Raw genomic sequence first — 12,489 nt, forward strand, 5'->3', positions numbered from 1 at the left:
ATCAAATAAGCACTCGTCGCAGAATTCTTTATCAAGTCCGAAAATCTGCTCCAGAACAGACCTTTTCCGGTTACACCGTGCGCATTTTTTCATCGCATCTCCGTTACGTTATTTCGCTTCCGTGCTCGCAGAACAAAAGGCGCCCCCCCCCTCGTTAAGACAGGAAATAGATTGATAAACAATCAGTTAAATTCGTTTTTGGAATTGTGGCACAGGGACAACCAGGCGGAATAATTCATTTTGCAGATCAATATTCGAAAATCGATCGACTTTATCGATCTATGGTTCCACTGCGGCTTTTACACACCGTCTGTGGTCCTGATGGACCCACAACCCCCGGCCAGTATCTGTTGCGGGCTTTTTATTTATGGAGATTCAAATGCAGACTGAAGCTGAAGTATTAACCGACCACACCGACGTAATTTGTTCCACCAGTATTGAACGCATTGTCACCGGACGTAATGCTGCACTAACGCAAATTGAAGCACTCATTCACCAGCTTACCGATATATCAACGCTTACCCACAGCATCGGCAGAAAAACCGCTTTGGACTGGGCAATGAAGCAGGATTTCCGTTGCGGTTGCTGGTTGATGGAGAAACCTGAAGCGGCAATGAAAGCCATTACCCGCAATCTCGATCGCGGTATATGGCGCGACTTAATGAAGCGTTCAGGGATGCTTTACATCATGGATGCGCAGGCCAGAGACCAGTGGTACCACAGTCTGGAAAAGGACGATATTCCAGCAGTCAGTGAAGAGAATATCCTGAGCACGTTTGAGCAACTACATCTGAATAAAGGCGAGGTGTTTGAGCGCGGTGTGATAAATGTGTTCAAAGGCTTATCGTGGGATTTTAAGACCAATAGCCCATGTAAATTTGGGAAGAAGATCATCGTGACGGGGCTGGTCAAATTTGACCGGTGAGGATTTGGGCTTAACTGGGGCCGGCAGTGCGCTCGGTTAGCTGATCTTGAGCGGATGCTGATGCTTATGGATGGTCAGCCTGTCCCCGACAATCGCGCTGACGTTACCCGTCGGCTGAGCGACCATATCCATGAAAACCGGCACAGCAACCGTTACGAAGACGAGATGTTTTCAATCAAATACTTTCAGAAGGGGACGGCTCATATTACGTTCAGACGAGCAGAACTGGTTGATAAGCTGAACGACATTATCGCCCGGCACTATCCGGGAGCTCTGGCGGCAAGATGAAAGGGGTGTGACCTGTCCGATGCCTGCTCAACTGAGCCAGCGCAAGCCAGACGGTAATGGCATACTGGATACTGGCAGAAAAGAAAAAACCCAAGCCGCATAACGACTTGGGTTTCGTATTTGGCGGAAGCGTAGAGATTCGAACTCTAGAACCCTTTCGGGTCGCCGGTTTTCAAGACCGGTGCCTTCAACCGCTCGGCCACGCTTCCAATGAGGCGCACTATAAACATCCCGAACGGACCTGTAAAGCACCAATGCGTTCGTTTGCCTGAAAAACAGCCAAAATATTGTTAATCGACTGAAATAACAACAGATTGACCGTTTATTCAGCAAAAATACTGGCTACAGCGCTTAATGTTTTTTGATGAACATATCTTTGGTGTAGTAATTTCCCCGGTTATCTGGCGCAAATCCTCCCACCCACGGCTTCACAAGATGCGTGCGGACATAGTGGTAAACCGGAATCGCTGGCACATCCTCTCCTAAAAGGTCTTCAGCCTGCTGGTAGTATTTGCCTCGCTCCTCCAGCGAAGTTGCTTTCGCCGCCTTGCGCATCGCGTCATCAAAAGCGGGATTGCTGTACCTGGTGGTATTCTCGCTATCGCCGGTACGGAAAATATTGAGGAAACTTGAGGCATCATCATAATCGGCGATCCATGCGTAGCGCACGACGTCAAAATTACCGGTGTGCATGGTATCCAGCATGGTTTTCCATTCCTGATTTTGCAGCTTCGCCTCTACGCCGAGGTTTTTCTTCCACATTGACGATGCGGCAATGGCAATACGCTGGTGCGTTTCGAAGGTGTTATAGAGCAGATTTAGGCTAAGCGGATGCTCAGGGCCATAACCGGCTTCAGCCAGCAGTTTCTTAGCCTCGGTAATGCGTTTTTCGAGCGGCCACGCCGCATATTCCGGCGCATGCAGTTGCACTCCCCCTATTTCCGGCTGGCTGATAACCCACGCCGCGCGTTGTCCCTGCCCCATCACCTTTTGTGCGATGATGTCTTTATCTAACGCCATATTCAGCGCCCGGCGCACGCGCGGGTCATTAAACGGCGCTCGAGTCGTATTGAACTGATAGTAATAGGTTGAAAGCTGAGGTGAGACATGGAGTTCATCGCCCATCGTCTTTTTCAACTGCGCGAACTGATTGACCGGGACGCTATACACAATGTCGATTTCGCCGGCCTTATAGCGGTTAACGTCTGCGGACTCTGAACTGATGGGCAAATAAGTAACCTTATCAATGACGGTGTGCCGATCGTCCCAATAATACGGGTTCCGCACGGCAACGATGCGCTCATTGACTACCCACTGCGATAACTTGTACGCCCCGCTGCAGACAAAATGTTCTGGCCGGGTCCACTTATCACCAAAGCGGCCGATCAGCACTTTATCCAGCGGAACCAGTGACGGGTGCGCCAGCATCGCCAGAAAAGCCGCCGTTGGCTGCGTCAGGGTAATTTCCAGCGTGCTATCATCCAGGGCTTTGACCCCGATATCGGCAGGATCTTTTTTCCCTTGGGCAATATCGAGGGCGTTTGCTACGTGCATATTGCCCAGATACGAGGAATAAGGTGAAGCTGTTTGCGGTGAGACCAGACGCTGCCAGCTCCAGGCGACATCCTGTGCGGTAATGGCAGACCCATCTGACCAGGTTATGCCCGGACGTAAATGAAAGGTCCAGACGGTGTTGTCTTTGTTCTCCCAGGACGCGGCCAGCCGGGGTTCGATAGACCCATCCGACTTAACCGCCACCAGTCCGTCGAACATATCGCTGATTAAATTAAATTCAACGTTGCTTTCGACTTTATGCGGATCTAGCGACGCTGGCTCACTGCCATTGTTTCTGACCAGTTCCTGTTTTTCTGCAAGAATTGTTCCTGCGGGAACATTTGCCGCCATCGCCGCGCCGTTGATAGACATCAAACAGACAGTCAAAAGCGTAAACGTCAATATCTTCGATTTATGTTGAATCATTCCCTTTACCTTATTGCTCTGTTGTATGTAGACACCGCTGTCACTGTCAGAGAGAAACAGGAATAACGCAATATTTTTCAGTTACCTGGCAGATATCTAACAGGCATTTTTACACATATAGTGCTAACATCTGATTCGGGAGCTTTTGTTGAAATAATATGCTTAAGCCTGGCGGGTTAAAATGCGTAAAGATGGGTAAAACCGCTGTGTCATTCCCCTTGATTTCATTATCCTCCATCATTAATTACATCTGTCATAAGAGAGTGACTCATGGATCGTATTATTAGTTCTTCACGCGATCGTACATCGCTACTCAGCACGCATAAGGTGCTGCGCAATACCTATTTCCTGCTCAGCCTGACGCTGGCATTTTCGGCGCTCACTGCGACTGCCAGTACCGTACTGATGCTGCCTTCTCCGGGGCTTATCCTGACGCTGGTGGGTATGTATGGTCTGATGTTCCTGACCTATAAAACGGCGGATAAACCGGTTGGTATTCTGTCAGCTTTCGCTTTCACCGGCTTCCTGGGCTACATTCTGGGACCGATCCTGAACACATACCTGTCTGCGGGCATGGGTGATGTTATCGCCATGGCTTTGGGCGGTACGGCGCTGGTCTTCTTCAGCTGCTCAGCCTACGTGCTGACCACGCGGAAAGACATGTCCTTCCTCGGCGGTATGCTGATGGCAGGGATCGTGGTGGTGCTCATTGGTATGGTTGCGAATATCTTCCTGCAGTTGCCGGCTTTACATCTGGCGATCAGCGCGGTGTTTATTCTGATTTCTTCAGGCGCAATCCTGTTTGAAACCAGTAATATCATCCGTGGCGGTGAGACCAACTACATCCGTGCCACCGTCAGCCTGTACGTTTCGCTGTACAACATCTTCGTCAGCCTGCTGAGCATTTTGGGCTTCGCCAGCCGCGATTAATCAGCATCACTGATACGAAAAAAGAGAATGCCAATGGCATTCTCTTTTTTTATACCTTATTGACCCCGGCAGATATAGGTAGGATAGCGCCGGTCCTGAATAAGCCACACAGCAGGTGAAAGTTCAGAGATCGTCAGGTAGTAGCGTGAGGTCGGATAGGCGAAGCTCCCCCATTGGGCATTCGGCGTATTGTCATTGTGGCGAAGCCAGGTTTTGGTGTAGGTCAATACAATGACGTTGTCATCGTCCCGCTGCTCCCACGTAAAGTCTACATCCCTGTCAACGATAAAATTTTGCCCGCCAGCTCTTGCCGCACCTTTATAGGTGGTCAACCCTGTACCGTCCCGATGAAAATAGAACTGAGCAAGGGCATTTACCTTCACTTCACTTGCTTTTCCCTCATTGCGCGTAAAGTTAAATTCAGTGCTGCAGGCCAGCACATCACTTTTTCCCGTCGCGCCGCAATAGTAAAACAGCGCCAGCGCGCCGCCGACCAGGGCTCCGCCCAGTCCAAAAAGAAGCCTTATTTTCATTTTCCAGCCCCGTTTTTATAGCGAATGGTCTTGCACAGACGGCTTTTATTGACCGGGCAGGCCCCGATAAACAGTTCATCAGCAGTTGCAAGCGAAAAACGGGCGCTGAAAAAATAAATAGCATACTCCTCGCGCTCGCAAGCCACGTCATTGGCCTCCAGTCGCTCTGCTAATTTTGATAGCACTAACGGCCGTCCATGATCTTCGATAACCCAGATACTACAACGCGCGATTTTTTCCTGGACCGGCTTTAATTTCGCCGGAACAGTTATCTCCTGCGGGCGGCTAATGTAAAAGATCGCTCCCAACGGCACGGCAATCAATGCCCCTATTCTGAACCACTTTTTCAGGGATACTCGCCGGGGCAGAACGTCTTGTTGCGCTGAGGGGGGGTGCGGATCAACGGCTTGAATTTTCTCTCCAGGCTGAAAAATCACATCAGCATCAAAACGGAAACCATAGCGCGGGACAGTGACGATCAATTCGTGCCCCTCTCCCAGAGACTGGAAGCTTTTACGCAGTTCGCTTACCGCTTTATTGAGATTATTTCCTGATGGCGTAAAGCCAAATTCTTCCCACACGCGAGCGATCAATTCCTCCCGGCTTAAGTCGCGTCCTCGGTGTTTAATGAATTCCTGTAAAAGACGAACGGCTGGCGCCGAAAGTGTTAATACAGACTCGGGTTGTCCAACAAGACTTATTGCATGTGCTTCAGGATCAAATAACAACGAATTATTGCATATAAAAAACATCTTTTATTCTCGGCTGTTACCGCATGCTTTTTATTCCCTGGTACGTCGATATGAAAACCGCCCCCTGACCTGCTTATTTTTTCATCAGAAGGAATTTTCCTCCCATCCTTGGCCGCGGTATTTTCGCTTAACTATACAACCTTAAAGCCAGAAAAGCAGGATAAAAAACTGTATATAACGAGTTAACTAATACAAATTTTCACAAATCGCTGTTCTGGTTAAAGTTTCCCTGCCCTGAAGCGATACGAAAGCAGACGGTGTCCTGGTGTTAACGCGCCGCCTTTAAACTCAGAGCAGGCAGACTGATTGTGAAACAGAAAAAAAGAGTGAGCATGACAACCGCCTTTTATGTCGCCGCGCTGTCATTGCCATTTTTCTCAGAAATGACAATGGCCAATATGAGCGTGTATCCCATGGAGCTGAATGTAGACAGATCCGGTGCGGCGCAAATTAAGGTGGCTTCAAAAACGGATGATATTCAGTTCATTCGGGTGAGGCAAAAGAAAATTCTTAATCCCGGAACAGCCCAGGAAAAAGAAATTGACGTCGCTTCGTGGAAAGAAGGTGGCGTGGTGGTTACGCCCGAGAAATTTGCTCTGGCTGCAGGAGCGATGCGCGTTGTTCGTCTGGTATCGCTTATACCTCCGAAAAAAGAGACCACCTGGCGTGTCTATTTTGAAGGGGTAAAACAACCTGACAGCATTATTCCAGGCAAGGCAGAAACCCCTGCAGCAATGGCGACATTAGGTGTCAATGTGATCTGGGGCGCACTGGTCCACATTGCTCCAGAAGAAAACGTAATTTCACTGTCGATTGACCCTCGCCGGGGAACGTTAAAAAACAACGGCACATTGCGTGTGCCGCTCAGAGAGATTGGTATTTGTGATGCTGTTTCATCGTGTAAATGGATAAAAGAAGACGCGACGATTTATCCGGACACTGAACGGAAATTAAAAACGCTCACTATGAAACAGGGTCAGAAATATAAGTTCCGCTACTTCAACTGGGTGAATAAAACCGCTGAAGAAGCTGATTTACCCGTCGTGCAATAACACGACGGCACAGTAAAAACCCACGTAGTTTGTTTAAAGAGCCAAGGTGCTCATTTGTAAATATGGAGATATCAATGCGTAACTATATTAAACCTCTGATGATTGTTGCCGCGATGGCCTCGTCCTTTAGCACGCTGGCGATTCAAAAAGATATTACCGTCAACGCCAGCGTTGACTCACAGTTGGATATGACTCAGGCCGATAACACGCCACTGCCGGCCAGCATCGACATGCAGTACCTGCCAGGTCGTGGGCTGGAAAGCTACCGTCTGAACACCAAGGTGTGGTCTAACTCCGCCACCAGCAATGTCAAAGTGCGCCTCGTTAGCGCAGCTAAGCTCACCAATATGGATGGCGACGAGACTGTACCGATGACGGTGATTCTGGGTGATAAAACACTGTCTACCACCGATGCCGAATTTACCGGAACTGAACTGTTCCCAGGCAGCATTGAAAACGGTTCAGCGGTGCTGCCACTGACCATTTCTCAGACCACCAAAGGCATTCTGAAAACCGGTCAGTACAGCGGCGTTGTCAGCCTGATGCTGACGCAGGCGACGACCACGGAAGGCGGTGCGTAACACCACAGTACATAAGGGATAACGTCAGAGGGTGCCCACCCTCTGACGTCAGGATGATGTCGAGGCTTGGTCATGGCGTTTCACAGAAATACTCTCCTCTTAGTTGCTTTATTACCCGCATCCATCCAACTCGCCTGCGCCGAGATGGCCGTCCCGGCAGGTTTCGAAGATCTGGCGAAAACGCAGCGTCTGTGGATAGAGGTTAACCTCTATGGCGAATCGCTTGGCCTTTTTGAAACGGATATCACACTTGAATCGGTAAGTTTTGTCGCACCCGAAACCGTGGTCGCGGCTATCAAACGTCAGTTTAATGACGCTCCTGCCCTCGTTGCCACCGTGTCCGCAGCTCTCGCCGTTCCACTTGCCCGTAACGGCAACCTGGCGTGCAGCAGCAATGGCTCCGCAACGGGATGTGATTACATTGATACCCATCGTGCGGCCATTATCTATGATGAGAATAACGCGCGCATTAGCCTGTTTTTGGACAAGAAATTTCTGCCTAAACAGACCACAGAAAACCAGTGGTATCAGCCTACGCAGGGCACTGAGAATGCGTTGATCCATCAACAAAATATCAATTTTGTTGCCGACAGGGATTACCAGTCAGCCACTGTTCAGGGCAATGGCGCGCTGGCCATGACGCAGGACGGCTACTTTAATCTCGACTGGACCTGGCTGGGGCAGCGTTCAAGGCACCAGCAGCAACAAGAAATAACCGTCAACAATGCCTGGTTTCGCCAGGATATCTGGCGTCAGTACTATATTCAGTTAGGCGAGATGGATACCCGCGATCTGTTCAGTAATGCTGGTGGGAATATCAACCTCAGCCAACTGCCGCTGGGCAAAATTCGCGGCCTGCGCACAGGCTCGACAAGGGCATGGATTAATCCGGTTCAGCAGTCAAAGGGTACCCCCATCACCGTGCTGCTTTCCCATGATGCGCGTATTGACGCCCGCCGGGGCAATCAGCTGCTGGCCAGTTTTTATCTCAATGCCGGGGCTCAGACCCTGGACACGCGATCGTTCCCCGATGGGAGCTATACCGTGACGCTGTCCGTCTATGAAAATAACCGGCTGACACGTACCGAGCAGATACCGTTTACCCGCACCGGCATTACGCCGTTTGACCGTGTCGAGTGGTTCCTGCAGGCGGGCGAAACCGACAATAACAATCAAAACGATGAACGTAGCGCGGTCACGCAGGCGGGTGTCCGCCTGCCTGTCACTCCAACGCTGGCACTCACCAGTGGCGCAGCGATAAAGAAAAACCAACGTTTTCTGGAAAATGCACTCGACTGGAGTCGTGGTTTCAATGCGGGTCCGATCGATGGCGTACTCTCGACCCGGTTTAGCTACCTTTACGGCAGCGAAGGACAACGCGGCAATATTCAGCAAATCAGCTATAACGACGGTTTTTCACTGAGCTTCTATCGCAACGCGTTATCAGCGGAAAACTGCAATACCCGAAGCGCGGGATATGACGCCGTAAATGGCTGTTACCGAAGCCTGTCGGTGATGTTCTCCGTCCCTGTCGGTACCTGGTACGCCAGCCTGGGATATTCGGATAACCGCAACGAAGGACGGTACGTTTCTCGTCGGGAACTCCCGGACAGTGACGATCGCCACGATGCAGGCTTGCCCTGGGAGTCGGTTTATATGACCCGCTCACGCACGCGGGCCTGGCAGGGTGGCTTGAGTACGGCTTTCAGCACGCGCGGTCTGAACATCAACAGCAGTATTAACCTTTTCATGCGTAACGATGACTCGCGCGAAGGCAGGGATAAAGGCGGCTACCTGAGCGTGAGTCTGTCAATGGCGCATAACCGTCAGGGCAATGCGACAAGCTATACCTCTCTGGGCGCGACATGGCAGCACCAGCAGCATGATAAAAACCAGCTGAGCTATAACGTGGCGCACAACTGGTATGCCGACGCACGTGGTGAAAATGAGTATGGACTGAGCGCATCAGGTATTAACAGCGATTCACTCAATACCTCTGCCTACACGCGCCAGGGCGGACGATATGGCAACGGGAGCCTGACAGTCAGCGATGCCTGGGATCGTCAGGATCGGCGCCATACCCTGAGCAGCAGCGGCAATTACAACTCCACGCTTGCGCTGTCGCGCTCTGGTCTGTGGCTGGGCCGCTGGAGCGACGGACGTCCTGCTTCAGCCATCGCGGTTAACGTTGCCACACCGGAAGATTCCCAGGATCCGAGTATTGCCGTGTCGCTGGATAACGGCGGCAGTGCAGACATTCCAGGCAATAGCCGCGCCCTCTTCGCCGTGCCGGGCTATCAGCAGACTACGTTGACGATTAACGAATCGCTGGATGTCTCGCGGGGTGCCAGCAGTGAAATCACACAAGGTTCAGGCAGCAGAACGTTGTTTATGGTGCCTGGCAAACTGCTCCGCCGGGACGTGCAAACCACGGCAAGCTACACCTGGCTCGGCCAGTTAACTGACGAGCAACATTCGCCGTTTATCGGCGGCGTGCCACTGAACGTTAACGGCTGGAGCGACCTTGGCAACGGCGGGTTTAGCGCTCAAAGCGACGCTCTGCTGCATAACCTCTACCTGGTGCGTCAGCAGCAGTTTTATCAGTGCGAGCTGAACGTAAAGAGTATGCGCGACGTCGTGCGTTATGTCGGGTCGATCCCTTGCCGGGAATTAACCTTCTCTGCCCTGCCGGATACTGTCCAGCAACAGGCACAGCTGATGCTCGCCGGACGATCGGTACCAACGGGTCCAACTGCCATGAATGCAGACAACGTCACAAAAGGGAAATGATGTGAACAAGCACTTAATTATTTTACTTTTTTTAAGCCTGTGGGCGGGTCAGACTCAGGCAGCGGCCCCTGCCGGAAGAAACACCAGCGTCGATATCAGCTTCGATCGCATGGCCCCCCCCGCGCGCTTTGATATCTGGGTTCATGAACCGAGCGGCTATGATGTCGCCGATCCGCAAAAGTGGGGACGTAATACTCTGACGTGTCTGTCCCGTACCGACTCCACAGTTGGCGCCTGCATGACCGCCCCGGCCTGGTTCACGGCGAACCCGGGGACACCTTATGCCATCAATTTACGTTTTACGCATGCCCTTACCAGCAAAACGGTGGATCTTAAGGTCTATGGCGACCACTACATGTTTTTCAATAATAAAGTCTTTACCTATCCCAGTTTTATCACGGGAGGGACAGAGATTGTTGCAAACTGGACCAGAGAACCCTACTTCGATTTCTATATCGTGAAAAGCGAACTGGAAAAGCTCGCTCTGCCGGGTATCTGGACCGCAACGCTGAGGCAGAACCTGCGTCAATGGGATAGTGGCAACTGCGGCGGGAACTTCGCTGACCCCAATACCGGATGTCCAGGCTATCGCGCCATTGCTAGCTGGCAGGCCACGATGCGCATTGAGGTTGTCGATCCGGGTAATCAGCAGATTTATCTGCCGGCATTTCCGCACTCAACGCCTATCGTTAACCTCAACCTGACCAACTTCCCGGGGCGGCCGGGTGGCAGTGAAATCCAGGGTGAAAACACGCTGGATATGTGCCTGTACGACGGCAAAAACAGTACCAGCACCCGCACTTATCTTCGGTTTGAGGACGACGGACTCCCCTCAACGGACCGTGCTGAAGAGGCATTTTCAATCCGGCGACGCGGCGGAAGTCAGACCGATGCGCGGGATCGTCTCGACTATCAGGTTTTCGTCACTAATCCCGTCACGGGCGCAACCGAAACCGTCGCCAACGGTAAAACCCTAGTCTGGCAAGGCACCAACGATCCGCAGCATCTGCGTCAGGTCGTCCTGCCCGGCGGACGTGAGAGCGTACTGTGCGTACCTGCCCCTATTGTTCTGAAAACCCCAGCGTTTGCAGCCAGCAGTAAAAACGCCGGGGATTACACCGGCACGCTACGCATCATCTACACACCCAGTACGTTATAAAGAGGCCGCCGTGAATTACGTCATTCTTGATAATAATCGTTTTTATGCCGAAGGGTTGCGCTACGCCCTTCTGCGCCGTAACGCTCACACTCAAGTTGAGAGCGGCGCGTTACAGTGGCACCGTTCGCTGTTGGCCTGCGACACCCTCGTTATGCGTTGCCGCTTTTCCGTCGCGAGGACGCATCTGGCGCTGGTCGACATTCTGCTTCAACTGGAGGCCAGGCGCTGGGAGGGAACGGTTTATCTGGTGTGCAATGAAAAAGGCTGGGCACTGGCCACGCATTTACGAAAGCGTTTTGCCACGCTGACCTTACATATCATTGATGACAGAATTGCCGTCGTGGATGCGGCGTATCTGCTTGCTAAAGAGCCCCGCCGGGTACGCAGTCTGAATTGCTGCCTTACTGGCATGGAGTTCAATGTTCTCGACAGGCTGGTTAACGGTCAATCGGTAAAACATGTTGCGCATATGACGCAGATTAGCGAAAAACAGGTATCGACGTATAAATGCAACGCGCTGAAGAAGCTTAATGCCAACAATCTGCTACAGCTTCTTCTGTAGGTCGAGGTTTCTCACGCCGCCCCTTATTTGCTAGACTAAGGGCGGTTTTTACTTTATCGACAGAGCACTATGTTCATTTTTGCAGGCCATGAAATTGAGACCGATAGCGAAGGCTATCTGAAAGACACCACGCAATGGAGCGAGCCGCTGGCGGAGAAAATCGCCGAAAACGAAGGTATCGTTCTCTCCCCCGAACACTGGGAAGTGGTGCGTTTCGTTCGCGAGTTTTATCTGGAGTTTAATACCTCCCCCGCAATCCGCATGCTGGTAAAAGCGATGGCCAACAAGTTTGGCGAAGAAAAAGGCAACAGCCGTTATCTCTATCGCCTGTTTCCGAAAGGCCCAGCTAAGCAGGCAACTAAAATTGCCGGCCTGCCGAAACCGGTGAAATGTATTTAATAGCGGATACTAAATCCCTTTAGCTCGTCGCCAGGGCGGTGCGGTTCGCTGAGAACCCGATCAACCCTGGCGCTGCGCGGTCCCCCAGCTTTCAACCACTTCATCAGTTGTTCCACCCGCTCGCTTTCACCACAGGCGACAACTTCTACGCTGCCGTCATCCATATTCTTCGCATAGCCGGTCAACCCCAGCCGTTGCGCTTCATGCTGGGTGGTGTAGCGAAATCCTACCCCCTGAACCCGGCCATAGACCCAGGCGATGATGCAGACTTTCGACATTGCGGTTCTCCTTATCAACATAAATGAAAGAACAGGTACCGATGGACAGATGACCGGCAATCACCTGAGCTGTCCATAGATTAGCAGGGGATAACTGAATAAGTTGTCGCACCTGTCAGTGAGATTAAACCGTCGCTCGATAAGCAGGGGCCCCGCCATACCATCATGCAGTAGCGCCAGACGCTGATGATTGACCTCATCATCTGTGCTACTCTACGCGCCATTTTATTTTAATGGTTTCAGGTTGGTACTTTCATCCA

The 12,489-nt window shown here is 51.5% G+C and carries 11 protein-coding genes, 1 tRNA gene and 2 pseudogenes; 8 read left to right on the top strand and 6 right to left on the bottom strand.

What is annotated here, in order from left to right:
• Positions 1 to 379 precede the first annotated feature (379 nt).
• Positions 380 to 1,213 (top strand): annotated as a pseudogene (locus HV314_RS16330) (DUF4942 domain-containing protein).
• A 121-nt stretch (positions 1,214 to 1,334) separates the two neighbouring features.
• On the opposite strand, the gene HV314_RS16335 reads toward HV314_RS16330, so the two are convergent.
• Together HV314_RS16335 and HV314_RS16340 are read right to left on the bottom strand one after the other, a co-directional pair.
• Positions 1,335 to 1,422 (bottom strand) — tRNA-Ser (locus HV314_RS16335).
• A 142-nt stretch (positions 1,423 to 1,564) separates the two neighbouring features.
• Positions 1,565 to 3,193, bottom strand: a complete 1,629-nt coding sequence (locus HV314_RS16340; protein ID WP_181546171.1) for an ABC transporter substrate-binding protein — start codon at positions 3,191 to 3,193, stop codon at positions 1,565 to 1,567.
• A gap of 270 nt (positions 3,194 to 3,463) precedes the next feature.
• On the opposite strand from HV314_RS16340, the gene yccA reads away from it, so the two are divergent.
• Entirely contained in the window at positions 3,464 to 4,123 is a 660-nt protein-coding gene (gene yccA / locus HV314_RS16345) for an FtsH protease modulator YccA (protein WP_016152501.1), read from the top strand.
• 56 nt (positions 4,124 to 4,179) lie between these two features.
• On the opposite strand, the gene HV314_RS16350 is transcribed toward yccA, so the two are convergent.
• Together HV314_RS16350 and HV314_RS16355 are read right to left on the bottom strand one after the other, a co-directional pair.
• Positions 4,180 to 4,656, bottom strand: coding sequence for a hypothetical protein (locus HV314_RS16350; protein ID WP_019076424.1), 477 nt, complete (start codon positions 4,654 to 4,656; stop codon positions 4,180 to 4,182).
• Complete coding sequence (locus tag HV314_RS16355) at positions 4,653 to 5,408, bottom strand: winged helix-turn-helix domain-containing protein (RefSeq protein WP_181546173.1); 756 nt, start codon at positions 5,406 to 5,408, stop codon at positions 4,653 to 4,655. Before HV314_RS16355 ends, HV314_RS16350 begins: the two co-directional genes overlap by 4 nt.
• A 308-nt stretch (positions 5,409 to 5,716) precedes the next feature.
• Here HV314_RS16355 and HV314_RS16360 point away from each other — a divergent pair, with 308 nt between their 5' ends.
• From HV314_RS16360 to tusE, 6 genes are all read left to right on the top strand, one after another.
• The gene (locus tag HV314_RS16360) at positions 5,717 to 6,460 is read left to right on the top strand and encodes a fimbrial protein (protein WP_047359363.1); all 744 of its coding nucleotides are present in this window, start codon (positions 5,717 to 5,719) and stop codon (positions 6,458 to 6,460) included.
• A 74-nt stretch (positions 6,461 to 6,534) separates the two neighbouring features.
• Positions 6,535 to 7,041, top strand: a complete 507-nt coding sequence (locus tag HV314_RS16365) for a CS1 type fimbrial major subunit (RefSeq protein ID WP_181546175.1) — start codon at positions 6,535 to 6,537, stop codon at positions 7,039 to 7,041.
• 72 nt (positions 7,042 to 7,113) lie between these two features.
• Positions 7,114 to 9,831: a TcfC E-set like domain-containing protein gene (locus HV314_RS16370; protein ID WP_181546177.1), complete on the top strand. Its 2,718-nt coding sequence runs from the start codon at positions 7,114 to 7,116 to the stop codon at positions 9,829 to 9,831.
• A 1-nt stretch (position 9,832) separates the two neighbouring features.
• The gene (locus HV314_RS16375; RefSeq protein ID WP_080858513.1) at positions 9,833 to 10,990 is read left to right on the top strand and encodes a CfaE/CblD family pilus tip adhesin; all 1,158 of its coding nucleotides are present in this window, start codon (positions 9,833 to 9,835) and stop codon (positions 10,988 to 10,990) included.
• A gap of 10 nt (positions 10,991 to 11,000) precedes the next feature.
• Positions 11,001 to 11,552 carry a LuxR C-terminal-related transcriptional regulator gene (locus HV314_RS16380; RefSeq protein WP_181546179.1) on the top strand — a complete coding sequence of 184 codons (552 nt, stop codon included), beginning with the start codon at positions 11,001 to 11,003 and terminating at the stop codon, positions 11,550 to 11,552.
• Positions 11,553 to 11,621: 69 nt separating this feature from the next.
• Complete coding sequence (gene tusE / locus HV314_RS16385; RefSeq protein ID WP_016152493.1) at positions 11,622 to 11,951, top strand: sulfurtransferase TusE; 330 nt, start codon at positions 11,622 to 11,624, stop codon at positions 11,949 to 11,951.
• On the opposite strand, the gene yccX is transcribed toward tusE, so the two are convergent.
• Both yccX and HV314_RS27420 read right to left on the bottom strand, forming a co-directional pair.
• On the bottom strand, positions 11,948 to 12,229 hold the full coding sequence (gene yccX / locus HV314_RS16390; RefSeq protein ID WP_016152492.1) for an acylphosphatase: 282 nt from the start codon (positions 12,227 to 12,229) through the stop codon (positions 11,948 to 11,950). The two genes, tusE and yccX, sit on opposite strands and share 4 nt — an antisense overlap.
• Before the next feature lie 34 nt (positions 12,230 to 12,263).
• Positions 12,264 to 12,409 (bottom strand): annotated as a pseudogene (locus tag HV314_RS27420) (AraC family transcriptional regulator); the annotation flags it as partial.
• Between the last annotated feature and the right edge of the window lie 80 nt (positions 12,410 to 12,489).

Origin of the sequence: Citrobacter sp. RHBSTW-00887 (assembly GCF_013728095.1) — a bacterium.
GTDB lineage: Bacteria > Pseudomonadota > Gammaproteobacteria > Enterobacterales > Enterobacteriaceae > Citrobacter > Citrobacter braakii.